A 25,497-nucleotide genomic window follows, 5' to 3' on the forward strand; every position below is an offset into this window, starting at 1 on the left:
GCTGTTCCGTTTAAAATAAACCGGCGGAAATATTAATGCATAATCCCAATATCGCCATATTAAAAATAAAGGAGACAATGGATTGCATTAACACAGCACGGCGCATCGGTGAAGAGGCGATTTCCACATCTGCTGTTTGTGAAGCGACAGCAATCGTAAATGAAAAATACATAAAATCAGAGTAGCCCGGTTCAGCGGGTTTGTCCGGAAATAATAACCACGGGGTATCCTGCTGCGGATTATTGTAATAAAGATGTGCGTAGTGCATGGTAAATCCGGCCGGTAATAACAGCCAGGAAGAAACTAATGTGGATGCCGTCAAAATATACTGAACGGCTTTATCATTGCCGGTCAGATTACCGTGTCCGCCGAGAGCAAAAAAGAGCACCAGTAAACTGACACAACACCCGGCAAGCAGGAAAAACATCACCATACGGGCACTTTCATCCTCAATTTTGGTCAGCTTACGGATATCTTTTACTTTTTTATTGATGATCCGTTCAAAGAGAAATAACAGATATATCCAGGAAAATGCATTCCAGCTGAGGATCAGGCACATCAGTGCACTTTGCATGGGTAACAGTGCAAAAAATGTTACAAATGCAACCAGCAGGGAGATAATAAAACGCGGACGCGAGTGAAAAGCATGACGAAAAATATGAGTAATGCGAATACCGTAGCGCAACATATTAGTACCCTGTTTAGTATGATGACGAGTTATTATACCAAATATCCGGCAGCAGGGGCGGTATCACTTTTTCAGATGTGTGCTTTTTATATACTGATTATCCCTATAATTTAAAGTGTCTTTCCATGAGCATAACATTTCTTATTGTCATGTTTTTTGTTGCCGTGGCTGCCGGATTTATCAATGTGGTGTCCGGCGGCGGTGGTTTTCTTTCTATTACGGCGCTGCTGATCTCCGGATTACCCCCTGCTAACGCACTGGCAACAAATAAGATGCAGGCATTGGGCAGTTCATTAACATCCGGAATTTATTTTTTACGTCAGGGGCGGATTGATCTGAAAAATAATAAATGGGTGTTTATTACCACTTTTTTTGGTGCCGCGGCGGGAACAATTTTTGTGCAGTTTATTGATCCGACTTTTCTGAAAAAATTACTGCCGGGATTAATTATCGGGGTCACGCTGTACTTTATTTTTGCCCCTGATATCACTAAATCCAAAGAAAAACAGCGTGTTTCCTTTTTTCTGTTTTCATTTATCTGCGGCGGTGGTGTCGGGTTTTATGACGGATTTTTAGGAGCCGGTGCAGGGACATTCTATACCATCAGTTATATGCTGCTGTTAGGATACAGGATCGATAAAGCACAGATTCACTCTAATTTTCTGAACCTGGCCTCCAATACTTCATCCGTTATCTTTTTTATCGCCGGGGGTAAAATGATGTGGTCGCTGGGACTGCTGATGTTTGCCGGACAGGCTATCGGGGCGCGGCTGGGAGCCGGGGTTGTGCTGAGTTCCGGACTGAAAGTGATAAAACCGATGATTATTCTGGTTTCTGCCGGGATCAGTACCAAAATGTTATTTGATATGTATTTTTAACAGGGAACAGGACAATGATGGATAATGTCATTATCAAAGCAGGGATGTTATTTTTTTCTCTCTTTCTTTTCAGTTCTGCACAGGCAGATACAGCAGCAGGTAAAAAAACGGCCGGAGAATACGATGCACTTCAGGCGATGATCATTAAAAATGAAAGTCAGCTGCTGCCGATCCGGTTTGATGTTTATACCCTTCTGACGGAAGTCACCCGTGAGAATAACGTGATTATCCTGAATTATCAGGTTACCGGATTGCCGCCGGAATTGTTCAGAGAAGAGCAGGCGATAAATAAAATGCAGGGCATCCTGACAGGAAAATATTGTCAGGATTCAGCGATCATGCGGTTATGGCAGCTGGCATTTCCCGCCGGGCTGCAGCATAACTATTTTTCGGACGGAACCCGGGTTATGCAGATAAATATCAAACCATCAGATTGCCGGGCGTAAATTTATCCGGTTGTTTTTCTGTATCACTGTAAAATTTAATAATCATTTTGCGGTTATAGCGGGGTGGTGCAGGCGGACATCTTATTTTCCGCAGCACCCGTATGGCATCCCGTGCGGTACATTTATCATCACAGGTGTTTTTGGTTATTTTTACCGTATAGGCTTTTCCGGCCGTATCTGTCCGGTAAATAAGATGTATTTCTCCGTTGCCGGGATTCCCGGCAATCTCTTCGGGGGTTAACTGCCCGCTGTATTTGCACTGCCCGATCGCAGTAATATCAATTTTCGCCTGTGCGGCAGATATTGTTATCAAAAGAAAAAGCAGGGTATATCGCAGCAAAATGATCTCCGCAGAGTAGAACGTCAGTGTCAGTTACGGAATATATTGCCACAATCGGCTTTTTTATCCATTGATACCCCGGTAAGCATCATAATGACAGCTCAGACCAAAGGCGTGGTCTGCGCAGGCATTGTGTTCTATACTGCGCGCTGTAATAACTCAGCAGATAATTGATTAAGCAGGTGGTAATGGCGATGAACGGAACAATCACAACGTGGTTTGAAGATAAGGGTTTTGGGTTTATCAAAGATGAAAACGGTGATAACCGTTATTTTCATGTGGTTAAGGTCGCCAATCCTGACCTGATTAAGAAAAATGCCGCTGTGACATTTGAGCCTACGACCAATAACAAAGGGCTGTCAGCCTATGCGGTAAAAGTGGTACCGGAAAGTAAATACATTTTCATTGCCGGAGAGCGTATCAAGCTGACAGCCATTAAATCTTTCGTGGTCTACAGCGAAGAAGAAGCAAATACCGGGATTGATAAAGATAATATGGTACTGTCTGTAGGGATACTGATGAACAGTATCAAACCAAAATCCGACGTGCCGGCTGAAACACGCACACTGAAAAAACTGGCGATCACCACACAGCACGGAACTACACTGATTTTTTCAGAAGATGAAATAGATATTGATGAAACGGTGAAGATGCTTAAGGTGTGATTGTCTGCAGATGACAGATACAAAAAAAACAACCGCAGCAGGTTGGTTTTTTTAAACCGGCTAAAGCCGAAATCCAAACAGACCGCTCCGGCGGTTTTTTTGTACCCGGTGTTCAGATATCATCAATCAATTTTTATAAAATTCTGTAAACGTCACTTATGAGTGGTACTGGTAGAAATTTATATAAGTTTTATATGTTTCCGCTCGATACACATGAAGAAAGAATGATGATATTAGTGCATCAAAAAAACTATCCTTCTTAATAATAGTCAACTTCCGGGTTGGCAGGATTTTTCTTATTTTAAATAACCGGATGAAACGCTACAATTTTAGGAGCCATTTTTTTGTTTATCTTGTTTGTATATGATTTTTAAATAAAAATACGCTCATAAATGATATCGGTGAATCGACTTATTTAATCAGTAAATTTATTGTTAAGATTATATTTTATAAAGGGATTTATATGAAAAATAAAATATTGCTGCTGACCATAATTACATTATTATCGGGATGCAAAATAAATGACGCTATCCGCTCAGTTAATAGTGCTGTCAACCAAATATCCCCGTCGGTGGATTCAACAGTAACTAAAGCTACTTACTCAGAAGTATGTAAGGACTTTGATGATAATGAAATATCAGCGAAGCAAAAATGGAGAGGGAAGTGGGTCATCTTCGAAGGAAAGGTGAACACTATCACAAGTTTAGAAGAGGTAGTCAGATATGATCTCTATAAACCAACCCCGCCTAAAGTGGTCGCTATTAAATTTAATAATAAAGATGGTGCTTCATATACGTTAAAACCAAGTGAAGAAAAGAATGTTCTTAAAATTAAAAAAGGACAAACTGCAAAAATAAAAGGTGAGATTACGGATATCACCGATGCACTTGGTTGCCTGATTCTCTTGGATAACGGAACAATTCAGTAGTTAGCAGTGTAAGTTAATACTGTCCATATACAGAGAGTGAAGAAAGGGAAAAGGTCAGAGGGAAAAAAAGCCCGGCAATCAGCCGGGCAAATAAATTACTGCAATAAAGTAGTACTAGGTGACAGGTAATATATTTGATATGGGTTAAATGAATCCTGAACAGAACGTCACTAATAGCGGTGAATAATACGTTTGCAGGCATTTTTTGAGAAAATATTAAAATAAAGAAAAATCAAGTTATTGATTTTTCACTTTACCAATAATCCTACCCTGTACTATTCAGTACAGGGTTTTCGCTATCCGTGACGGCAGTTCTGCATCATACGCATCACCATCGAATTCGTCACGGCTGATGGATTTGAGAATTTGCCCCGGTGGCGGAATTTTTCCCTTTTCTGCCGGATATTTACTCTGCCACAATCCGGAGCGGATCAGGGCGCGTCCGCACTGAAAAAAGACCCGTTCCACATGGATACGTAGTACCGAGCGTGGCAGTACACCGTTTACACTGAATCGTGCCAGAATCTCTGAATCAATGATAATTTCCGCTGTACCGTTGATACGCAGGGTTTCGTTTACTTCCGGTATCAGAAGTAGTAATGCAATCTGATTGTTTTCCAGCAGGTTACGCATACTGTCAATACGGTTATTCCCGCGCCGGTCTGGTAACAACAGTGTATGCTCATCTTCAATCACTAAAAATCCCGGTGCATCTCCCCGGGGGGAAACATCCATCCCATCGGAGCCGCAGGTAGCAACTGCCAGAAATGGTGAGGATTCAATATAAGGCTGGTACAGAGGGTGAATATAATTCACTTCTTTCAATAAAGAGGCTTCTGCCGGTTTACCGTAAAGTGCTTCAAGCTCTTCTGTGTTTTTGATTTTGTTTGTCATACCGCTATCTCCGGTTCAGTGCTGACCGTGTTTACTTTAAGCCGGCTGACTAATCAAATAATGAAGATTACATTAATTCGGATCATTCCCCTTGTCCGCTTTTCGCTCATAGCGGACCAGGAAGCGACGGCGGGTACAAGATGAAGCGCGAAATGTTATCACCGCATACACGACAAATTTCAGTCAGCTGCCGGTGGTGAAGGGGTGAAACAGTAGTGGTATTTAGTCGCCTGTTTTACCCCTGAGTTACCCCTGAGTTACCCCTGAGTTACCCCCGGATTACCCCGACAGAAATTACAGACACAAAAAAACCAACCCTAACAGATTGGTTTTCTTATAAAAATGCTGGTCGGCATGACAGGATTTGAACCTGCGACCCCCGACACCCCATGACGGTGCGCTACCAGGCTGCGCTACATGCCGAATGATGTCTATACTACTGTTTTCTTTGATTAAAGCAAGACAGAGCTGTCCGGTTGTGCTTTTTTTATCCTGCCGTTAATGGGTATCGATAAAGCGCTTCTGCTCTGTCAGAACCTGAAGTAATTCAGCCATATCCGGCTTGGCGTTACGGATTTTTTCATCATCCTCACCAAAGCGCTGATATTTACCCTGGGATGTCAGCAGCGATGCTGAGTCCGGTTTGATAATCACCAGATTGCTGTTATCTCCGGTAAATATCCAGGGCTTACGCCGTACAGCAGTGAAGAGGTCATCTCCCTGTGTGTATTCTCCCGGCGGGTTACTGACGTGCAGCAGGCGCTGCATCAGGGTTGCCATAATATCCGGGTGTGCAGTCAGTTTGCTGATGGTTTGTGGCGGTGTATCCGGCCAGTGGACGATCAGCGGAACACGCAGCTGGTCACGGTTAAATTTGCCGTCAGTAACCCAGTTATCCTGCAGTTTTTCCACGCTGTCACCGGTACCGGCGGTGATGACGATAACGGTTTTATCCCACTCGCCGCGTAAACGGATATCCTGAATCAGTGCGTCCAGCGTGTTATCAATATTTGTCATATCCGGGGCGGAATGACCGTCCGGTAACGGGGTGCTGAGGTTAATCAGCGCAAACCACGGCTGATCTTTACGGGTCTGTTTCAGCCAGAGTGACCAGCGTTCTGCCACATCCGCAGAGGCGGTGGCTGTCCCGCGGTTGTCCTGCCCGTCACGCAGCGGCGGCAGGCTGTAATCCGCCAGCAGAGCATAGCGGAAGAGCGGGGAGGCAAAGTTTTCCGTTGAGAAGAATCCGGTCTGATAATTCTGCGCACTCAGTGCAGACATCAGTGCAGACGGGATACGTCCGTTCAGGATGCCGTCATAATAGGTACCGGAAATGCCGTAATAGAGCCCGAATTGTGCCCGTTCCGGATTGATTTCACTGCTGTAGTGCTGTGTGAATTGCGTGCTTTCCTGTGCAAACCGGTTCAGATTCGGCATTGCCTTATCAATATCTTCCCGGCTCAGCGAGGTGAGGGTGATAAGCAGTAAATTGTAGCCGCTGCCGCTGTCTGCATAGGTCAGTTTGTTGATCGGGTATTCAACACCCTGCGCGGTCGGGTCGCCGTGCAGCAACAGTTGCTGTTCATAACTGGTACTGTCGAGCAGGCCGTGACGCTCCAGGAATTTACGTGCCGTCATCGGATAAGACACCGGCAGGTTATAGCGCTGCATGGTGACCGGACGATAGAAATTAGCATCCGCCCAGATATACATAATATGGGATGTAATAAAGGCGGTGATAAAGACCACAGCAACGGGTTTACCGAATTTTTGCCGGTTGAGGCTGCGCAGTTTCTGCCAGCTCCAGGTACCGAACAACATCTCGATCAGGAAAATGACCGGGATCGCAATAAAGATAAACTGCCAGCGCCGTGCCATTTCCCCCTGTTCCGGGTTGACGACAAGATCCCAGACAACCGGGTTTAAATGCAGGCGGAACTGTTCATAAATGCCGATATCAAACAGCAGCAGTGTCAGCCCGGCTGTACCGAGCGCAGCGGATAAAAAGCGCAGCAGCCGTTGTGACATCACCACAAACGTGAGCGGGAACACAATCAGCAGATACAGGGCGAAGGCCAGGAAACTAAAATGTCCCAGCCAGCTGGTGATGGCGTAAATACGGCCAATCAGGGTGTCCGGCCAGTCAGAAATAAACAGGTAACGGCTGCTGAGTGCGAGACTCAGCAGAATATTAAACAGGGTGAACCAGTGCCCCCAGCTTATCATCTGGGAGACTTTGTCACCGTATTTCGGACGATACGTTACCATAGAGTTTCGTCGTCAGCCGGAATGCGGTCAGTGCGCTTTATCTTCACTGACGGAAGATTGCAGGGCGCGGGCGAAGGATTCAGCAATATTCGCGCGTTGTGACGGCGCAACACTGGTATTGATGAGATTGGTCACCATATTTCCTAACACCATAAGAGAAAGGTCGGTCGGTGTCCGGTTTTTTTCCAGCACACTGACCAGCTCAGCCAGTAACTTTTCAACGTGTTCATCACTGTAGCGGGATGATTGCGGCATAAACGTAGATATCCTGATTGTACAAAGCTCTATATCATAACTGATGAGCGGCCGTATTTCTGCTTTTTGCGGAAAATTATTTCAATTATGGGTCCGGTTACGCAGGTAACCGGTCAATTTCAGTATGCGCGCTGCGGATTATCCTGTCTTGTCACATTCTCCTGTGAATGTGACTTGCGCACAGATTGCAACGATGTTTGAATACGCGCAAACGAGGCCGAAGGAGTTAAAGATGAGTCTGGATATCATTCAGATTGCGTTACATCAGCTGATTAAACGCGATGAACAGACACTGGAAGTGGTACTGCGGGACACACCACTGGAAAAAACCGCCATTGTTGAGGAAATGATGGCTGAACTGCACCGGGTCTACAGCGCGAAAAGCAAAGCGTACGGTGTATTTAATGAAGAGAGCGAACTGTCAGCGGCATTGCGTCTGCAGCGGCAGGGAGAGGAAGAGTTTCATGCCTTTACCCGTGCGGCAACCGTACGCCTGAAGGATGAGCTGGCAAAATACCCGTTTGCCCAGGGCGGCGTGGTGTTATTTGCTCACTACCGTTATCTGGCGGTGGAATATCTGCTGGTGGCGGTACTCGACAACTGCCAGAGTATGCTGGTGAATGAGAGCCTGGAGCTCAACAGTACCCATTATCTGGATATCCCGCATGCGGATATTATTGCCCGCATTGATCTGACCGAATGGGAAACCAATCCGGAGTCCAGCCGTTACCTGACATTCCTGAAAGGTCGTGTCGGGCGTAAAGTGTCCGATTTCTTTATGGACTTTCTCGGTGCCGCTGAGGGCTTTAATGCCAAAATCCAGAACAAAGGATTGTTACAGGCACTGGATGATTACTGTGAGGAAGCACAGGCGGATAAACAGGAGCGTCAGTCTTACCGCAAACAGGTGTTTGATTACTGCACAGAGCAGTTGCAAAGCGGTGAAGAGATTCAGCTGACCGAACTGTCCGCAGAACTGCCGCCGCTGGGTGAGCAGAGTTTTGCGCAGTTTACACAGGAAAAAGAGTACGGACTGGAGGATTCTTTCCCGGCTGATCGCAGTACATTGCGTCAGCTGACAAAATTTGCCGGCAGTGGCGGCGGGCTGACCATTAATTTTGATGCGATGTTGCTGGGTGAGCGGATTTTCTGGGATGCGGCTACGGATACCCTGACCATTAAAGGAACTCCGCCGAATCTGCGGGATCAGTTACAGCGCCGTGGTAATAAAGGGTAGTAAGGGCAGAAATAAATAACGCCGCAAAAGCGGCGTTATTTACTCGGCGTCCCGATTAAAGCTCGATAGGTGGCGTAATTAAGCGCGCAGGAAATCGATGTGTGTCAGTTTTGGCTTGAACGGATGACGCTGTACAGCCTGTACTTTCACTTTGGTTTCTTTACCATCGATAACCAGGTTCAGAACTTCGTAAAATTCTGGTTTAGCTTCCTGGTTGATCAGGATGTCGTGATCCAGTTCGATGGAAACAGGTTCCTGGTTGCCACCATAAACGATAGCAGGGAACTTGTTTGCGCGGCGCAGGCGGCGGCTCGCACCCTTACCCTGCTCTTTACGTAATTCAGCATTGATAGTTAACATAGCTTTTCTCTTTAACAAGAGTAAAAAAAATCTCTGCTACAGGCGACCCAGCAGCAAAGTCGGTATTTGGCTCCGGCAGGGTTACCCCCGGTGAAGCGGCGTGCATTTTACCGAAAATGCGGACAAACGGCAAACGAAACCCGGTATAAAACCCAAAAAGCAGCACTCAGGGTTATGCCAGACTGTCGGATTTACGAAATCGCCCCTGATAATCAAAGATTTTTTCCCGGATCTGCCAGAAGTTCTCTTTTTTGCGTGAAACAATGAAATCCGGGTAACGCAGCAATGCCTGCTGACGGATCACCGATTCTGCATCCTGCCACTGAAAGGGCACACCGGGTGCGCGCAGATGCTGTGCCAGAAACTGTTTCTCGAAGACAAAACGTTGTGCCGGTGTGGTCAGCCGGAAACGCTCACTGACGGTGGTGCCGTCCTCATCGTAATAATTGATGGTCAGCCATTCACCGCGGTTATCCTGACCGGCTGAGAGTGCCATACCGCCACAGCGCAGTACCAGCGCATCTTTCAGACGCAGTGCGGCTTTCAGCATGTCATCCGGATCACTGAGGACTTCATCGCAGTGACAGCAGCGCCGTGCGGCAATATCATTTTCTTCGTTACAGGACGGGCAGAGTTTAAAACGGAAACGGAAATCACACTGATGCCGGGCGGATTCATCATCCGCATCAATAATTCCCTGACAGCGGCGGCCGTAGTGTTCGATGATATGGCCGTCATCGGTACATAATCCCCAGAACAGGTTGGCAAAACCGCATAACGGGCAAAATACCTGCACCGGCTGGCTTTTGCTGTTTGGTTTATGATTACCGACTTCCGGCATGTAGAGGTCATGCGGGTTTCCGGCGTAATCGAGGATCAGACACTCCGTTTTTCCCGGGGAGAGGCGCAGTCCGCGTCCGGCGATTTGCTGGTAAAGGCTGACAGATTCGGTCGGGCGCAAAATGGCAATCACATCCACATGCGGGGCATCAAATCCGGTGGTGAGAACGGAAACGTTGACCAGATAATGCAGTTTCCGTGCTTTGAAATCGCGGATAATCGTTTCCCGATCTGCGGACGGGGTATCCGCGCTGACCAGCGCCGCTTCGCCGGGCGGGAGCAGTGATACAATTTCTGCCGCGTGCTCCACGGTGGCGGCGAATATCATGCAGCCCTGACGGGGTGCGGCATACTCAATAATCTGGCGGACAATACGCGGTGTGATGCGCTTTTGTTTTTTCACTTCCCGCGCCAGCATCTGCGAGTCAAACATGCCGGCAGCACTGACCGGTACCTGTGAAAAATCATATTGCAGCACCGGCATGTCCAGCCGTTGCGGCGGAACGAGATACTGATGGCTGACCATATAGCGCAGCGGCAGTTCATAGATACAATCGCGGAAGAAGCAGGTATGATCGCCGCGGATCATGCCATGATAGTGATACTGATAGATCCAGCCGCTGCCCAGGCGGTACGGGGTGGCGGTCAGGCCGAGAATGCGCAGAGCAGGGTTATTCTTTTGCAGATGCTGTATTACCTGCTGATACTGGCTGTCTTCGCTGAGGCTGATCCGGTGGCACTCATCAATAATCAGCAGGGAAAATTTGCCGTCAAAATCGGCGGTATTACGGGCGACAGACTGCACGCTGCCGAAGATGACTTTCTGTGAGGATTCTTTCTGTGATAATCCGGCTGAATAGATACCCGCATCTAACCCGTAAGCCTGATATTTACTGTGATTCTGCTCCACCAGCTCTTTGACATGCGCCAGTACCAATACACGGCCGTGTGCCAGCCGGGCCAGTTCGGCGATCACCAGGCTTTTTCCCGCTCCGGTGGGCAGGACAATCACTGCGGGTGTGGTGTGTTTGCGGAAATAGAGCAGGGTGGCATCGACAGCCTCCTGCTGATAAGGTCGCAGGGTAAATGTCACAGGAACTCCGGCGGAACAGACAAAAAAACAGGGTGCCAGCATATCACACTTTGGGCGCGACAATTGACTGCATGGCGGAGGATAAACAGCGGAACCGCCGTCAGAAAGGCACTGTGATGTTGATGGTTTGTTGTTATAATGATTACTGTGGTTATTATCGAACCAACTTCTTTCATTTTATCTGCTTATCTGCCGGCAGTCCGCTGCGGGCACGTCAGGTTTAAGAGACATTCATGCGATTAGATAAATTTCTTGCCCATCAGATGGGTATCAGCCGGAACCTCGTGGCCAGAGAGCTGCGTGCGGGAATGGTGACTGTGGATGGTGATGTCGTGAAAAACGGCGCACTGAAAGTCAGCGCGGAAAATGAAGTGGCGTATGACGGCAATGTGATGACACACGTCACCGGGCCGCGCTATTTTATGCTGAATAAGCCGCAGGGCTATGTCTGCTCAACGGATGATCCGGTTAACCCGACCATTCTCTATTTTATCGATGAACCGGTTGCCCATAAACTGCATGCCGCCGGACGGCTGGATATCGATACCACCGGACTTGTGCTGATGACCGATGACGGTCAGTGGTCGCACCGTATTACCTCGCCGAAACATCACTGTGAGAAAACCTATCGTGTCACGCTGGCGGAGCCGGTGGCGGACACGACCGCAGCCCTGTTTGAACAGGGAGTGATGCTGAACGGTGAGCAGCATCCGACCAAACCGGCAAAACTTGAGATTATCACGCCTCTGGATGTGCGGCTGACGATTTCCGAAGGACGTTACCATCAGGTCAAACGTATGTTTGCTGCTGCCGGTAATCATGTGGACGAACTGCACCGCGAGCGTATCGGCGGCATTGTGCTGGATGACAGCCTGGCGCCGGGAGAATACCGTCCGCTGACTGACGAAGAGATTCAGTCGGTTCTCTGAACACCTTTTTACTGAATTGAATACGGAGTAACAGGCGTGCAAGTGCAACGTTCGGCCTATTTCGGCCTGATTTTTATCCTGGGTCTGTTATCGATGCTGATGCCGCTGGCTATCGATATGTATCTGCCAAGCATGCCGACCATCGCCCGTGACTTTGGTGTCACTGAGGGCGACGTCCAGATGACCCTCAACAGTTATCTGATAGGCTTTGCCGCCGGGCAGCTGGTGTACGGCCCGATGGCGGATGCGCTCGGCCGCAAGCCGGTGATCCTCGGGGGAACCCTGATTTTTGCTCTGGCCTCGGCAGGCTGTGCGATGTCGCAGGATATCGGTACGTTTATCGGCATGCGCGGGCTGCACGGCTTTGCCGCCGCCGCAGCAAGTGTGGTAATCAACGCCCTGATGCGGGATATGTTCACCAAAGATGAGTTTTCCCGCAGTATGTCGTTTGTGGTGCTGGTGATGACCGTGGCACCGCTGCTGGCACCGATCATGGGCGGCATGATGATGCTCTGGTTCAGCTGGCACGCGATTTTCTGGACAATTATGATTGCCGCGCTGATCGCCGCACTGCTGGTGTTGTTCTTTATCCGCGAAACCCTGCCGAAAGAGCGTCGTCAGCCGTTCCGTCTGCGGATCATGCTCGGTCAGTTTGTGACCTTGTTCCGCCAGAAGCGTGTGCTGTGTTATATGGTGGCATCCGGTTTTTCATTTGCCGGGATGTTCTCCTTTTTATCAGCCGGGTCATTCGTTTACATTCAGCTCTACGGGCTGACAGAGCTGGAATTCGGCTACTGCTTTGCACTGAATATCGTTTTCCTCTTTATTATGACCACCATCAACAGCCGCTATGTCCGCCGCTTTGGTGCGCTGAATATGCTGCGTACCGGGCTGGTGGTACAGCTGCTGGCCGGATGCTGGTTGTTACTGGCCGCATCAGCAGACTTTGGTTTTGTTGCCATCATGATTGGCGTGGCCTGCTATGTGGGGAATATTGCCATGATCACATCCAATGCGATGGCAGTGATTCTGGATGATTATCCGCATATGGCAGGGACCGCCTCATCGCTGGCGGGAGTACTGCGGTTTGGTATCGGTGCGGGAGTAGGTGCTGTGGTGGCGTCGTTTGAGATGACAACCGTCTGGCCGATGGTCGGTGCGATGGCGCTTTGTATTCTGGTTGCTGCATCACTGGTATTGTACGCACGGCGTTTTGCCTGATTTCCTTTCTCTTCTGCCGGTCCGGAATTTGCCGGACCGGTCATTTCTGTAATATCAGTAATAGTCGAATGATTACCCCGGACAACTACTCAGTCATCATTTGGTTGATCTGAATCATGAAAAGTTACATTAATGTGAATTTTGTTTCATGACGGACAACCATGCTGAACACGCCGCTATTTTTCGTTAATTGTATAATTAACTGATATTTAATCATATTTAAAGGTGTTCGAGTGATGAATACATGGAATGATATCCTTATTCATTCAACTTCAGCTATATGATATAAAATAAATCAGTTGAGAAAATTAACAAAACAGTATACAAATAGAGGCAATTGGATTGATGTTGTTAACAACCGGCAGAAAAGTACTGAATACGTTTATGCCGGATCGGGAGTAAGTCGCCGGTCTTTCATCATCCGTGAACAGTGAATGTTCGTTAATTTCGAGGGATTGGGTCGGAAATTTTATTGAAGATGATTCACCGGCACAGTATGACAGGATAATAGTGTGAATAGTAATGCGCTTTCAGTTGTTTCCCGCCTGCCACAGCATTACCGGCTTTCCGGTCATGATGACGGCCGCCGGTTAGAGGCGTTACCGGAACCTTTGCAGAGCAGGGAAGACAGCCTGACCGGTTTAAAATTACTGAGTCACGGCCACCATTCAACATATGATGCCCTGTGCGCCATCCGGTCGCATCTGGAAGGATTGCAGATTGACAGTCTGATCCTGACCTGGGAAGGGGAGCCGTGCCTGTTTTTACACAGTGATGATGAGAGCACGGCAATGTGTGCCCTGAAAACCGCAGGGGCAGCCATTGCAGAGAATATTTCTGCCCGTTACCCTTTCTGATGTGTAACACCGCCGGTCTGACAGCCGGCTCCGGTAAAATGCAGATACAAAAAAAGCTTCCTGAAAAGGAAGCTTTTTCTTTTTAAATAATACACTGCAAGGGAGTGAATGTATTATTTAATTAAACGGCGTCCGTCGTAGTAACGGTTATTCCAGTATTTATCTGTCATGTTGGAAACGATAACACCGTTTGATGTGGATGCATGGACAAATTTATCATTACCGACATAAATACCGACATGGCGCTGACGTTTTCCGGTTTTAAATAATACCAGGTCACCGGCCTGCAGTTTTGCTCGTTTTACGCTGGTGCCGACAGACTGTTGTTCTGCTGTTGAACGCGGCAGTTCCATACCGAACTGGTCGAGGAAAGTCTGGCGGACAAATGCGGAGCAGTCGATACCTGAACGGGTTGTGCCGCCGAGACGGTAAGCCACACCTTTCCAGCTGGCATACTGAGACATCAGTTTTGATTTAACATCGACATTGTTGACTAACTGTTCGAATTCATCCTGAGACGCTTGCAAAATAAAATTGTTTGTACGGGTTTCAGATTGAACTTGACGGGCTGAATTTGGAGATGTACTGCATGCTGACAATGTCGCCGCGATAATCAATGCCGGAACAATCCGGGTGATATATCTCAGAATCGGTTGAGATGTGACCATGTGTGAGTTTTCCCTTGCATTCCTTATGTGACGAATGTCACTTTAAAAACAAAACATACTTACACTAATTAAATCCACGCGGGTGCACAATATGTTTATTCTAAAAACGTGCGGAACGGCACGTTTAATATCAATGAACAATTTATGAAAAGGGATTAATCAACCATACGTAACGATCTAATTACTGGCAAAATTAATCAATTCCTAATAATTGGACGAATTGATACTACATAAAGGGGCCGGAAATGGCGAGGGAAAAAAACGGTTATTTACAAAACCTTAAACTTGTCAGTAAGGTAATCTGATTAGGATGTCCGGAATGTTTCACTAATGTGAAATTTTCTTTGTAATATCGGATAACCGGGGCATGCGGCGTACCAGAAAATTTACACACCGATCACCCAGAGGTGTCAGTAAAATCCAGGGAAGCGTAATTAATGTCAGTGACAGCGAACCGGCCATAATATCGCTGAACCAGTGTGCACCTGCCATTATCCGCGGCAGGGAGAAAATAATTACCAGTAAAACAGCGGCAGAAAAATAACGGAATCCGGCATAACGCCAGACAAACGCGGCGAAAATCATCAGCATCAGACCGTGATCACCCGGAAAACTGCTTTTTGATGCATCTTTTGTAAAGATTCCGGTGATATCACTGACGCGGTGAACCGAATCGAGCATCAGAGTCGGGCTGTAACGGTTAAAAGGAATTGCCTGCCCGGCCTGGTTAATCAGCACTGCACTTACCACCATCACAATCCCCGCCATCACCAGCCTGCGTTTACCGGCGCTGTCCTGTTTACGGAAAGCGGTGTAATAGATCAGTCCCATCAGCAGAAGCGCAGCCAGATCAAATGCACGGTTATTAATAACGGCAATAAATACGGCCAGAGAATGATTGCCGGCAAGCGGGGTATTAAAAAAACGGAAGACAGTATGGTCGGGTGTTGCCCACAAACCGTGATCCACCGGCAGGTACCAGGAAAGAAACAGCATAATCCCGCAGAGGCTGACAAAAAACGGACGTGTGAAGCGCTGCACTGCCATAACAAAACCTGAAGATAATTAAATAGTTTAGCAAAAGTTTCGCTTCAGTCTGCCAGAAACACGGGGATGAGTTTATACATAAAAAGGGAAATGGATAATGTTGCTTTTATGTAAAAGTTGTTATTTGTTAGTTAATGTCTATAATCATGGCAGACGAGGGTGGAATAGTTAATAAAGTCATATTATTATCATGATATAAGAAATTACAGTATATAATTCTGTCATCATGCTAAAAACACGGCTGTTTGTTATATCTCAGTAAAGATTAGTGACCTATTGTCGATAAAGAATAAGCGAATAATTTTCATCCCGCGGTAAACGGGTTGCTTCCGCGAATACTTATCCGAAGAGGTTCGTTATGAAAAAGCTACAGTTCTTTATCGCTGCTGCAGGTTTATTAATGAGCAGCGTTACGGCAGCGGCTGAAAGTGAAAGCCGCTCAGTATCCGGTGTGATCACGTTCCATGGTGCGATTGTTGAAGGCCCCTGCACAATGGACTTTAATATCAATGATATCAGCTCCCGCTGTTACCGTTCAGGAATGAAAAAAGAACAACTGAATACACAGACTATCACCCGCAATACCCGATCCGTGTCCGACCTGATACCGGCCAATATGGGGGAAGCAAAACTTCACTGGCTGGACAGCAGAAAGCAATTAGCCATGGTTGTTGTCAGTTATCTTTAATGAAGACAGAGCCCCGCAATCAATGCATACCGGAGAAACCGGTGAAAATCGTGTGACGTACCACACCACGATGCCGGTTTTCGCTTCTTTTTTTGTGCCGGGCGCGTTATAACAAGTACAGCGGTAACGTTAACACGCTGGTCGTCAGTCCGACGGAACAACAGTGAGGTGCCTGTGATGAATCATCTTAAGGCTATTTTCAGTGGTATGTTGTTTAGCTTGTCAGTTATCCTGCCGGGAGCGGCATCCGGTATCAGCGAAGGGACAATTCTGCTCTCCGGCAGTGTGGTGAATACCGCCTGCGAAGTCAGTGTCCTGAAGGCGGAGAAACCGCAGGATAGTCAGCCGTCATTTGAATACCGCTGCCTGCGCAACGGCGAACCCGCCAGTATGCAGGACAACACCGCAGAAGGTGAACTTGCTCAGGGACGTCTGCCGCAATCAATGGGGCGTACGTCTTACTCGGTTCTGAATGAAGAGCGCCGGGAAGCGTATTTGCGGGTGGATTACTTCTGAGGGATGCGAATGGACGGCGGGTCAGCCGGTTTCCGCTGAGAGCAGAAAACCGGTAACCCGGTAACAGGCAGTTTTTACCGGCTGCGGGAATTAATCCGCGCGGCCCATATAACGACGTTCCGCAATATGAATGCGGATTTTTTCACCGTTACTCAGGTATTCAGGCACCTGGATCACCAGCCCGGTCGGCAGGGTTGCCGGTTTGGTCCGCGCACTGGCAGATGCCCCTTTGATACCCGGGGTGGTTTCAATAATTTCCATATCAACAGTCTGCGGCAGTTCCAGCGCCAGTACCTGGCCGTCCATTGTCAGTACCTGCATACCCGGAAGACCTTCCTCAGGAATAAACAGCAGCTCTTCTTCGATCTGATCTTTTTTCAGCGGATAAGGCGTGAAGTCTTCATCATCCATAAAGACATATTCATCACCATCAACATAAGAGAGCTGCACAGCGCGGCGGGTCAGGGTGATCGTGTCGATAATATCATCACCTTTAAAACGCTCTTCCACTTTCTGTCCGGTGCGGACATCCGTAAAACGCATTTTATACAGGGTGCTGGCCCCGCGGGCACTCGGCGTCTGGACATCGATATCTTTGACCATCAGCAGCTTACCGTTATAGCTTACTGCGGTTCCGCGTTTAATTTCATTGGCCTTTGCCATAATTTGTCCCGTTACATAAGTAATATCAATAGTAAAGCAGGCCTTCAGACCTGCGGATTGGCGACAAAATTACTCGCAGTTTTTCCAATGTGCAAGCCAAAATTAGCACACCCGCGCAGAGAAATGCGGCGGGTGTGCTGTCAGGATTAAATCAGCGGTAAACCGGCAGGAGGTCCATCATGGATAAAATATGTGTCACGGCGTTGAGAAGCCCGAACACAATGATAAAGATGATCATCGCATTGCCGCCCGGCACACGGTAGGCTGCCTCCGGGAAGCGGCGGCGGGTGGCTTTCGCCATCAGCGCGGGAACAATGACCGCCCAGATAGTGGCTGCCAGCCCGGCATAACCGATGGCATACAGGAAACCGTTCGGATACAGCACCGCCAGAATCGCAGGCGGAACAAAGGTAAACACGGCAGATTTCAGGCGCCCGGTGCCGTTATCCTTAAATTTAAAGAAGTCCGCGATATAATCAAACAGCCCCAGAGAGACTCCCAGGAATGAACTGGCCAGCGCCATATAACTGAAAGCATTGAGTAACTGCACGGTGGTATCACTGCTGATCGCGGCTTTCATCTGGTTTAACAGTGCGGTGATATTGCCGCCTTCCGCGATAATCTGCTTAAAGTTTTCCCGCGGGACGTTACCCTGGGCGGCCAGCTGCCATAAGATATAAATCACCAGTGAGATCAGGGAGCCGATAAGCAGGCTGCGTACCACGGATTTCGCATCATTACGGTAGTATTTTACCAGCCCCGGGACGTTACCGTGGAAACCGAATGACGTCAGCAGGAACGGCAGAGCCACCAGCGCATACGGGAGATAGCGGGCTTCCGGCTCCTGCGTGTTAAATAACACCGCAGTTTTCACTTCAGTGATCATTCCTCCTGCGGACATCACGAAAGCAATCACCATACCGCCGATCAGAATGGTACACAGGCGATCTACCGCTTTGGTTGAGATCCAGACAATGACAGCCACCACAACGGCAAAGAAAATGCCGCTCATGGCGGGAGTGATATCAAACCCGCGTGCCGCCAGGTTTTCCTGCAGCATCGAACCGCCTGCCGAAATATAGGCATAAGTCAGAATATAGAGCACAAAAGCAATGGACAGCCCGTTAATCACCGACCAGCCGTTACCCAGCAGATCTTTGGTAATCGTGTGAAAGCTGGAACCGGACGGATAATTCAGGTTTGCCTCAAGGATCATCAGTCCGGAGGTATACATACAGAACCAGGTGTAAATCAGCAGCAGGACAGAGCCTGTAAACCAGACACCGGCCGTCATCACAGGGATGGAAAACATGCCTGCACCGACAGCGGTACCGGCGATAATCATGGCACCGCCCAGGACGGAAGGGCGTTTGGTTTGTGTTATTGCGTCGCTGCTCATTAAATCCTCCGGTTACTCAGCTCCGTGTACTAGCTTGATGATACGGCGGCAAAAAAAGGTTGTAAAGCAGATAAACCGATAAATCAGCGTAATTGTGTGTGATTGAGTGATAAATAAGCAATTGCCGCGCCGGATATCCGGTACGGCAGATAACGGATTATTTTGTCAGATAAAACTGACCGGTCCGCCACAGATGAATAGCGTTACGGCTGGCCTCAAAATGCGGCTCCGGCAGATTGTCCGGGGAGCACCAGATAATGCCGTCAAATTTATCCGGTTCCTGAATAACCGGCAGGGTGTCGCTGTCATACTGCGCCAGCAGGCAGACAGATACCGTGTGTTTACCTTCCGCCTGATAGGTTTCCAGGTTATTGCACAGCCCGATGACTTTGGGAGCAGTCAGGGTAATACCGATCTCTTCCTGAATTTCGCGGACAGCACAGGCTTCAAACGTTTCACCGGGATCAACATGTCCCCCGAAAATGGACCAGTAAGGCGCATGTTTGCCGCTGCGTTTACCCAGCAGCACCTCACCTTTGCTGTTCACAATAACCACCCCGGTACCGACGACGACAGGCATTATTTTTTCCTTCTTTTTAATCAGATTGCGGGCGCTATGGTACACTGCCGCCCGCCGGAGTGACAGCCTGTCTGTTTTTGACAGCTTCTTCCTGCAAATTGAATGATTCAGAGCATAGAATATCCGCGTGTGTGTGTTATAACTGAAACGATTCAAAAGCGGTTGTTTGTATCCTGCCGCATAATATTACTAATGATTATAACCCGTTAGCCAAAAATAACAGAGGGAGCACCCGGCTGATGACCCGTCGAGTAGCCACAATTACCTTAAATCCGGCCTATGACCTTGTCGGGATGTGTCCGTCCCTTGTCCCGGGCGAGGTGAACCGTGTCAGAACAGTCGGGTTACATCCTGCGGGAAAAGGCATTAATGTTGCCAAAGTCCTGCGTGACCTCGGTGTGGATGTGACTGTCAGCGGCTTTCTGGGGAAAGATAATCAGGAAGAGTTCCAGCACTTCTTCAGCGAAAACGGGCTGGCAAACCGTTTCCATGTTATCCCGGGACGCACCCGGATCAATGTGAAACTGACCGAAAACAGCGGCTCGGTGACGGATCTGAATTTTTCCGGTTTCCGTATCACCGAAAGCGAGTGGCAGAAGTTTATGGCGGATTCGCTGACCTGGCTCGGACAGTTCGACATGGTGGTCGTCAGCGGCAGTCTGCCGGAAGGGGTGGACCCGGCGTGGTTTACCACCTGGATGAGCCGCCTGCGCCAGCTGTGCCCGTGCATTATTTTTGACAGCAGCCGCGAGGCGCTGGTGGCCGGCCTGAAAGCCACGCCGTGGCTGGTGAAACCCAACCGCCATGAACTTGAAATCTGGGCGGGGAAACCGCTGCCGGAGCTGAAAGATGTGATTCATGCCGCACATGCCCTGCGTGATAAAGGAATCGCCCATGTGGTGATTTCACTGGGGCAGGAGGGAGCACTGTGGGTGAATGCGTCCGGCGCCTGGCGTGCACTGCCGCCGCACTGTGAGGTAATAAGTACCGTCGGGGCGGGGGACTCGATGGTCGGCGGCCTGGTTTATGGTCTGCTGATGAGTCAGAGCAGCGAGCACACATTGCGTATGGCCACTGCGGTGTCTGCGCTGGCAGTGAGCCAGCCCGGCGTCGGTGTCCGTGACCGTGCCGAACTGGCGGCGATGATGGCAAAAATCAAACTCAGCCCGGTGGTATAAACCGGGTTATTTTGCCAGCGATTTCAGCCAGGCAATTTCCTGTGCCCAGATATCCGGATTCACGGTTTCCAGCACCAGCGGGATGCCGTCAAACCGGTTATCTTTCATAATAAATTCAAACGGCGCATTACCGATTTTACCCTGACCGAGACTGTCATGGCGGTCAACGCGGCTGGCAAATTCGCTTTTGGCATCATTCAGGTGCATGCCTTTCAGATACTCAAATCCGACGATACTTTCAAATTCCGCAAATGTGGCTTTGCAGGTGTCCTGTGTCCGCAGATCATACCCGGCGGCAAATGCGTGACAGGTATCGATACAGACACCAACGCGGGATTTATCCTCCACACCCTCAATAATGGCGGCCAGTTGCTCAAAGCGGAACCCGAGATTACTGCCCTGTCCGGCGGTATTTTCAATCACGGCAATCACACCGCGGGTTTTATCCAGCGCGATATTAATTGATTCAGCTATCCGTGCCAGACACGCTTTTTCTTCAATCTTATTCAGGTGACTGCCGGGATGGAAATTCAGCCGGTCGATACCGAGCTGTTCGCAGCGCTGTAATTCATCGAGGAATGCCTCACGGGATTTCTCCAGTGCGTCGGTTTCCGGATGCCCGAGGTTAATCAGATAGCTGTCATGGGGCAGGATCTGCCCGTGACCGTAGCCGTATTTTTTGCAGTCAGCCCTGAAAGCTGCGATGACCTTTTCAGACAGAGGGGCGGCTTTCCACTGGCGCTGGTTTTTGGTGAACAGGGCAAATGCGGTTGCCCCCAGTTCATGCGCCCGGATAACCGCCTGATCAACACCACCGGCGGCGCTGACATGTGCTCCGACATATTTCATTGGTTTTTCTCCTTCTTTGGTGCCGATTATGGCATAAGGAACCGGAGAATGCAGTGACAGGATATCCCGGCCGCACAACCGGGATATCGCAGAAAGAAAGGCAGGATCAGCCGGTGATCAGCGGGATAAGCAGGTTGATTGCCGCACCGCCGCCAATCAGCCAGACAAACAGTACCAGCGCCATCAGCATCGGTTTGATACCGGCCTGACGGATTGCGCTGACATGCGTGGTCAGACCGAGTGCCACCATCGCCATCGCCAGCAGAATGGTATCGAGCACGATAATCTGGCGGACAATCACCTCCGGGATCAGATGGAAAGAGTTAAATCCGGCCACCAGAATAAAGAAGACGGCAAACCACGGAATGGTGATTTTGGATTTTTCTTTCGCTGCACCTCCTGCGTTGCTTTTCTGACGGCTCAGATACTGTGACAGGATCAGCAGGAATGGCGCCAGCATCATCACGCGGATCATTTTGCTGATCACAGCACTGTTTTCCGCATCCGGGCTGATGGTGTGGCCAATCGCCACCACCTGAGCCACTTCATGCACGGAAGACCCCGCATATACCCCGAAACTCATGTCAGTGAACGGCAGCCAGCCCAGTGCGGCATTCAGATGGAACAGCCACGGGTACAGGAAGATACCGATGGTACCGAAAATCACCACGGTGGAGACGGCAACCGCCACTTTACTTGCCGGTGCTTTCACGACCGGTTCAGTTGCCATCACCGCCGCCGCGCCGCAGATACTGCTGCCGGCACCAATCAGAATGACGGTTTCTCTGTCCAGCCCGAACCATTTACGGCCGATATACATGGCGATCAGGAAGGTGCTGGTCAGCATTACCGCATCAATAATGACGCCGCTGATCCCGACATCGGCGATCTGCTGGAATGTCAGACGGAAGCCGTACAGGATGATCCCCGCCCGTAAAAAATAGTGTTTGGCAAAACCCACCCCGGCTTCGCACTGCGGCCTGATATGCGGATAAACAGTGTTACCGGCGATAATTCCCAGCAAAATGGCCAGTGTCAGTGCGCCCAGCCCGAGGTTGATAAACCAGGGCATTTCCCCGAGCAGCATCGAGGCAGTGGTCAGAACCCCTGCCAGGACAAAGCCCGGAAGCAGTCTCAGCCACATCGGTTTTGCTGTATGGCGGGCTTTTTCAGATTTGATATGACTTTCAGACATAAGTAACTCACAAAAAGGAATAACAATGTGCAAAGCATAGCGGAAAGCGTAATATTTTTAAAATTGATAATAATTCTATAATTAATCTAAAAATCAGGTTAGCGGTAATGGCAATGTTAAATTATAAGTATAATGTTAATATGATGATAATAATCGGAATGAAATAAGGGAGCGCTTTGCCATGCGCATCACACTGAGACAGCTCGAAGTCTTTACAGAAGTTCAGAAGTCCGGTTCGACGACACAAGCTTCCCAGCAGTTAGCGCTTTCACAGTCCGCCGTGAGTGCCTCTCTGACGGATCTGGAAAATCAGCTCAATGTTCAGCTGTTTGACCGGGTCGGTAAACGCCTGGTGACCAATGAACACGGGCGGCTGCTGTATCCTAAAGCCATTGCCCTGCTGGAGCAGGCCGGTGAAATTGAACAGCTGTTTAAATCCGATGCGGGAGCACTGCGTTTTGCTGCCAGCACCACCATCGGCAACTATATGCTGCCGGAAATGCTGGGGGCATACCGTGCGGTACATGAAAACACACCGGTTGAATTATTTATCTCTAATACTGAGGAAGTGATTAAAGCCGTGCTGGAGTTTCGTGCGGATATGGGGCTTATCGAAGGTGTCTGCCATTCGCCGGAACTGATTACGGAACCCTGGCTGGAAGATGAACTGGTGATCTTCTGCAGTCCGGATAATCCGCTCAGCGGGAAGAGCAATGTCACGCCGGACGACCTGAAAAATGTGGCCTGGGTTCTGCGTGAACGCGGTTCCGGTACCCGGGAAGTGCTGGATCAGATTCTGTTTAACCGTTTGCCGGGTTTTCGTGTGGAAATGGAGCTGGGGAATTCCGAGGCCGTCAAACACGCCGTGCGTTTCGGCCGCGGGGTCAGTTGTCTGTCCCGGCGGGTGATTGCGGAACAGCTGGATAACGGGCTGCTGTCTGAAGTGAAAATCCGCGGACTGAATCTGAACCGCACCCTTTTCCGGATCTATCACCGCCAGAAACATATCTCCAACGCCCTTAATACCTTCCTGACCTATTGCCGCTGATGCGGCATCTGTTTCTTCTGCCGCCGGTTTCCGGCGGGCAGCGGAGGCAATTATAAGCCGGGTGCTTATAATTCCGCATCGATTATGCAGGTATCTTATAATGCCGCATATTTGCTGGGTACTGCCCGGGGATTTCGCTACAATCACGCTCAGTGGATGAAAAATAACTACATGAAACAGGATTGTAATGTCTCAGCAAGCAAATCAAACCGCGGGTGAACAACCGCAGACACTGCGCCGTGAATTAAAAGCGCGCCATCTGGCGATGATTGCCATCGGCGGATCTATCGGTACCGGGCTGTTTGTCGCCTCCGGTGCCACCGTCGCCCAGGCCGGTCCCGGCGGGGCACTGTTAACGTATGCCATTATCGGCCTGATGGTTTATTTCCTGATGACCAGCCTCGGCGAACTCGCGGCCTATATGCCGGTATCGGGTTCGTTTGCCACCTACGGCGCCAAATATGTGGATGAAGGCTTCGGTTTCGCACTGGGCTGGAACTACTGGTACAACTGGGCGGTGACTATCGCTGTTGACCTTGTGGCGGCACAGCTGGTGATGACCTACTGGTTCCCGGCGGATCAGATCCCGGGCTGGGTCTGGAGTGCGGCGTTCCTGGCCATCATGTTCCTGCTTAACTTTATCTCTGTAAAAGGGTTCGGTGAGGCGGAATACTGGTTCTCCTTAATTAAGGTCAGTACCGTTATCCTGTTTATTATTGTCGGTGTGATGATGATCACCGGTATCATGAAAGGCGGGGAAGGGGCCGGCTGGCACAACTGGACTATCGGTGAGGCACCGTTCAAAGGCGGGTTTGCCGCGATGATCGGGGTGGCGATGATTGTCGGTTTCTCTTTCCAGGGAACTGAACTTATCGGTATCGCTGCCGGTGAATCCAAAGATCCGGCCAAAAATATTCCGAAAGCAGTGCGCAAAGTGTTCTGGCGTATCCTGCTGTTCTATGTGCTGGCGATTCTGGTGATCAGTCTGATTATCCCGTACACCGACCCGAACCTGCTGCGTAATGATGAAACCGATATCAGCGTCAGCCCGTTCACCCTGGTGTTTGAACGCGCCGGTCTGCTCTCTGCGGCGGCTGTAATGAATGCGGTTATTCTGACAGCGGTACTGTCTGCGGGTAACTCCGGGATGTATGCGTCCACCCGTATGCTGTACACCCTGGCGAAATCCGGCAAAGCACCGAAATTGTTCGGCAAACTGTCCAAAGGCGGTGTACCGCGTAACGCGCTGATTGCCACGACTGTGATTGCCGCTCTCTGCTTCCTGACATCGATGTTCGGTAACCAGTCTGTCTATCTGTGGCTGCTGAATGCCTCGGGGATGACCGGTTTTATCGCCTGGCTGGGGATTGCTATCAGTCACTACCGTTTCCGTAAGGGCTATATTAAGCAGGGTTATGACCTGAACGATTTACCGTACCGCTCCGGTTTCTTCCCGGTCGGCCCGATCTTCGCCTTTATCCTGTGTCTGACCATTACTCTCGGCCAGAACTACGAAGCGTTCCTTCAGGATCAGATTGACTGGGTCGGTGTGGTCGCGACGTATATCGGTCTGCCGTTGTTCTTCGCTATCTGGTTTGGTTATAAAATTGTTAAGCGTACTAAGTTTGTCCGCTACGGCGAAATGGACTTCCCAGCCAGTCATAAATAACCCGGTTTTGTGACAGATAACGTAAATTGATAAAAAACCTGACTATGTTGGTCAGGTTTTTTTTATGTTTATCGTTACCGGTTTTGCACGGGCATCAT

27 protein-coding genes and 1 tRNA gene are annotated in these 25,497 nt (G+C 49.3%); 13 read left to right on the forward strand and 15 right to left on the reverse strand.

Translation table 11 applies throughout. From position 1 onward, the window contains the following. Positions 1–10: 10 nt before the first annotated feature. Positions 11–688, reverse strand: a complete 678-nt coding sequence (locus R5268_RS14140) for a DUF1345 domain-containing protein (protein WP_166708189.1) — start codon at positions 686–688, stop codon at positions 11–13. Positions 689–813: 125 nt separating this feature from the next. Between R5268_RS14140 and R5268_RS14145 the strand changes: the two genes are divergently transcribed. Continuing rightward, on the forward strand, positions 814–1,566 hold the full coding sequence (locus R5268_RS14145) for a TSUP family transporter (protein ID WP_230061010.1): 753 nt from the start codon (positions 814–816) through the stop codon (positions 1,564–1,566). A 14-nt stretch (positions 1,567–1,580) separates the two neighbouring features. Next, positions 1,581–2,012: a hypothetical protein gene (locus R5268_RS14150; RefSeq protein WP_107678791.1), complete on the forward strand. Its 432-nt coding sequence runs from the start codon at positions 1,581–1,583 to the stop codon at positions 2,010–2,012. Here the strand turns inward: R5268_RS14150 and R5268_RS14155 are convergent. Beyond that, positions 1,987–2,352, reverse strand: a complete 366-nt coding sequence (locus R5268_RS14155) for a hypothetical protein (RefSeq protein ID WP_218454292.1) — start codon at positions 2,350–2,352, stop codon at positions 1,987–1,989. The two genes, R5268_RS14150 and R5268_RS14155, sit on opposite strands and share 26 nt — an antisense overlap. Positions 2,353–2,540: 188 nt before the next feature. On the opposite strand from R5268_RS14155, the gene R5268_RS14160 reads away from it, so the two are divergent. After that, the gene (locus R5268_RS14160) at positions 2,541–3,017 is read left to right on the forward strand and encodes a cold-shock protein (protein WP_182108004.1); all 477 of its coding nucleotides are present in this window, start codon (positions 2,541–2,543) and stop codon (positions 3,015–3,017) included. Between the two features lie 463 nt (positions 3,018–3,480). Then, the gene (locus R5268_RS14165) at positions 3,481–3,945 is read left to right on the forward strand and encodes an OB-fold putative lipoprotein (protein WP_218454291.1); all 465 of its coding nucleotides are present in this window, start codon (positions 3,481–3,483) and stop codon (positions 3,943–3,945) included. A gap of 279 nt (positions 3,946–4,224) precedes the next feature. Here R5268_RS14165 and R5268_RS14170 read toward each other — a convergent pair whose 3' ends face one another. From R5268_RS14170 to R5268_RS14185, 4 genes are all read right to left on the reverse strand, one after another. Continuing rightward, a complete protein-coding gene (locus R5268_RS14170) occupies positions 4,225–4,839 on the reverse strand; it encodes a pyridoxamine 5'-phosphate oxidase family protein (protein WP_317419702.1) in 615 nt (204 codons plus the stop codon). A 346-nt stretch (positions 4,840–5,185) separates the two neighbouring features. Then, positions 5,186–5,262 (reverse strand) — tRNA-Pro (locus tag R5268_RS14175). 75 nt (positions 5,263–5,337) lie between these two features. Beyond that, positions 5,338–7,107, reverse strand: coding sequence for an LPS biosynthesis-modulating metalloenzyme YejM (gene yejM, locus R5268_RS14180; protein ID WP_317419701.1), 1,770 nt, complete (start codon positions 7,105–7,107; stop codon positions 5,338–5,340). Positions 7,108–7,134: 27 nt separating this feature from the next. Continuing rightward, on the reverse strand, positions 7,135–7,362 hold the full coding sequence (locus tag R5268_RS14185) for a YejL family protein (protein WP_046894895.1): 228 nt from the start codon (positions 7,360–7,362) through the stop codon (positions 7,135–7,137). Between the two features lie 232 nt (positions 7,363–7,594). Between R5268_RS14185 and yejK the strand changes: the two genes are divergently transcribed. Next, a complete protein-coding gene (gene yejK, locus R5268_RS14190; protein WP_025152633.1) occupies positions 7,595–8,599 on the forward strand; it encodes a nucleoid-associated protein YejK in 1,005 nt (334 codons plus the stop codon). 78 nt (positions 8,600–8,677) lie between these two features. Here the strand turns inward: yejK and rplY are convergent, their stop codons facing one another. Together rplY and R5268_RS14200 are read right to left on the reverse strand one after the other, a co-directional pair. Beyond that, complete coding sequence (gene rplY, locus R5268_RS14195) at positions 8,678–8,959, reverse strand: 50S ribosomal protein L25 (RefSeq protein ID WP_046894897.1); 282 nt, start codon at positions 8,957–8,959, stop codon at positions 8,678–8,680. Between the two features lie 172 nt (positions 8,960–9,131). Then, positions 9,132–10,892: a DEAD/DEAH box helicase gene (locus tag R5268_RS14200; protein WP_317419700.1), complete on the reverse strand. Its 1,761-nt coding sequence runs from the start codon at positions 10,890–10,892 to the stop codon at positions 9,132–9,134. A 233-nt stretch (positions 10,893–11,125) separates the two neighbouring features. Here R5268_RS14200 and rsuA point away from each other — a divergent pair, with 233 nt between their 5' ends. The 3 genes from rsuA to R5268_RS14215 all read left to right on the forward strand — a co-directional run bounded on the left by rsuA (position 11,126) and on the right by R5268_RS14215 (position 13,899). Continuing rightward, positions 11,126–11,821, forward strand: a complete 696-nt coding sequence (gene rsuA / locus R5268_RS14205; protein WP_317419699.1) for a 16S rRNA pseudouridine(516) synthase RsuA — start codon at positions 11,126–11,128, stop codon at positions 11,819–11,821. A 36-nt stretch (positions 11,822–11,857) separates the two neighbouring features. Further along, positions 11,858–13,042, forward strand: a complete 1,185-nt coding sequence (locus R5268_RS14210) for a Bcr/CflA family multidrug efflux MFS transporter (protein WP_317419698.1) — start codon at positions 11,858–11,860, stop codon at positions 13,040–13,042. Positions 13,043–13,554: 512 nt separating this feature from the next. Then, entirely contained in the window at positions 13,555–13,899 is a 345-nt protein-coding gene (locus R5268_RS14215) for a hypothetical protein (RefSeq protein WP_046894901.1), read from the forward strand. A gap of 113 nt (positions 13,900–14,012) precedes the next feature. Here R5268_RS14215 and mepS read toward each other — a convergent pair whose 3' ends face one another. Together mepS and R5268_RS14225 are read right to left on the reverse strand one after the other, a co-directional pair. After that, positions 14,013–14,567, reverse strand: coding sequence for a bifunctional murein DD-endopeptidase/murein LD-carboxypeptidase (gene mepS, locus R5268_RS14220; protein WP_107678733.1), 555 nt, complete (start codon positions 14,565–14,567; stop codon positions 14,013–14,015). Between the two features lie 327 nt (positions 14,568–14,894). Then, positions 14,895–15,614 carry a phosphatase PAP2 family protein gene (locus R5268_RS14225; protein ID WP_317419697.1) on the reverse strand — a complete coding sequence of 240 codons (720 nt, stop codon included), beginning with the start codon at positions 15,612–15,614 and terminating at the stop codon, positions 14,895–14,897. Positions 15,615–15,972: 358 nt separating this feature from the next. Here R5268_RS14225 and R5268_RS14230 point away from each other — a divergent pair, with 358 nt between their 5' ends. After that, a complete protein-coding gene (locus R5268_RS14230) occupies positions 15,973–16,302 on the forward strand; it encodes a type 1 fimbrial protein (RefSeq protein ID WP_046894903.1) in 330 nt (109 codons plus the stop codon). Positions 16,303–16,479: 177 nt separating this feature from the next. After that, complete coding sequence (locus tag R5268_RS14235) at positions 16,480–16,818, forward strand: type 1 fimbrial protein (RefSeq protein ID WP_317419696.1); 339 nt, start codon at positions 16,480–16,482, stop codon at positions 16,816–16,818. 90 nt (positions 16,819–16,908) lie between these two features. Here the strand turns inward: R5268_RS14235 and yeiP are convergent, their stop codons facing one another. From yeiP to R5268_RS14250, 3 genes are all read right to left on the reverse strand, one after another. After that, a complete protein-coding gene (gene yeiP, locus R5268_RS14240) occupies positions 16,909–17,481 on the reverse strand; it encodes an elongation factor P-like protein YeiP (RefSeq protein WP_046894905.1) in 573 nt (190 codons plus the stop codon). 151 nt (positions 17,482–17,632) lie between these two features. Further along, positions 17,633–18,880 carry a tryptophan permease gene (mtr, locus tag R5268_RS14245; RefSeq protein ID WP_107678731.1) on the reverse strand — a complete coding sequence of 416 codons (1,248 nt, stop codon included), beginning with the start codon at positions 18,878–18,880 and terminating at the stop codon, positions 17,633–17,635. Between the two features lie 157 nt (positions 18,881–19,037). Continuing rightward, positions 19,038–19,460 carry a nucleotide triphosphate diphosphatase NUDT15 gene (locus tag R5268_RS14250; RefSeq protein WP_317419695.1) on the reverse strand — a complete coding sequence of 141 codons (423 nt, stop codon included), beginning with the start codon at positions 19,458–19,460 and terminating at the stop codon, positions 19,038–19,040. A gap of 239 nt (positions 19,461–19,699) precedes the next feature. Between R5268_RS14250 and fruK the strand changes: the two genes are divergently transcribed. Next, positions 19,700–20,638 carry a 1-phosphofructokinase gene (fruK, locus tag R5268_RS14255; RefSeq protein WP_046894908.1) on the forward strand — a complete coding sequence of 313 codons (939 nt, stop codon included), beginning with the start codon at positions 19,700–19,702 and terminating at the stop codon, positions 20,636–20,638. A gap of 6 nt (positions 20,639–20,644) precedes the next feature. Here the strand turns inward: fruK and nfo are convergent, their stop codons facing one another. After that, positions 20,645–21,487, reverse strand: a complete 843-nt coding sequence (gene nfo, locus R5268_RS14260; protein WP_218454285.1) for a deoxyribonuclease IV — start codon at positions 21,485–21,487, stop codon at positions 20,645–20,647. 106 nt (positions 21,488–21,593) lie between these two features. Continuing rightward, positions 21,594–22,682: a YeiH family protein gene (locus R5268_RS14265; protein ID WP_317419694.1), complete on the reverse strand. Its 1,089-nt coding sequence runs from the start codon at positions 22,680–22,682 to the stop codon at positions 21,594–21,596. Positions 22,683–22,863: 181 nt separating this feature from the next. Between R5268_RS14265 and yieE the strand changes: the two genes are divergently transcribed. Continuing rightward, positions 22,864–23,730, forward strand: coding sequence for a DNA-binding transcriptional regulator YeiE (yieE, locus tag R5268_RS14270; RefSeq protein WP_046894911.1), 867 nt, complete (start codon positions 22,864–22,866; stop codon positions 23,728–23,730). Between the two features lie 187 nt (positions 23,731–23,917). Continuing rightward, a complete protein-coding gene (locus R5268_RS14275) occupies positions 23,918–25,399 on the forward strand; it encodes an amino acid permease (protein WP_166708176.1) in 1,482 nt (493 codons plus the stop codon). Positions 25,400–25,497: the final 98 nt, after the last annotated feature.

This window comes from Morganella sp. BCCO 40_0007 (assembly GCF_032989665.1).
Classification (GTDB): Bacteria; Pseudomonadota; Gammaproteobacteria; order Enterobacterales; family Enterobacteriaceae; genus Morganella; species Morganella sibonii.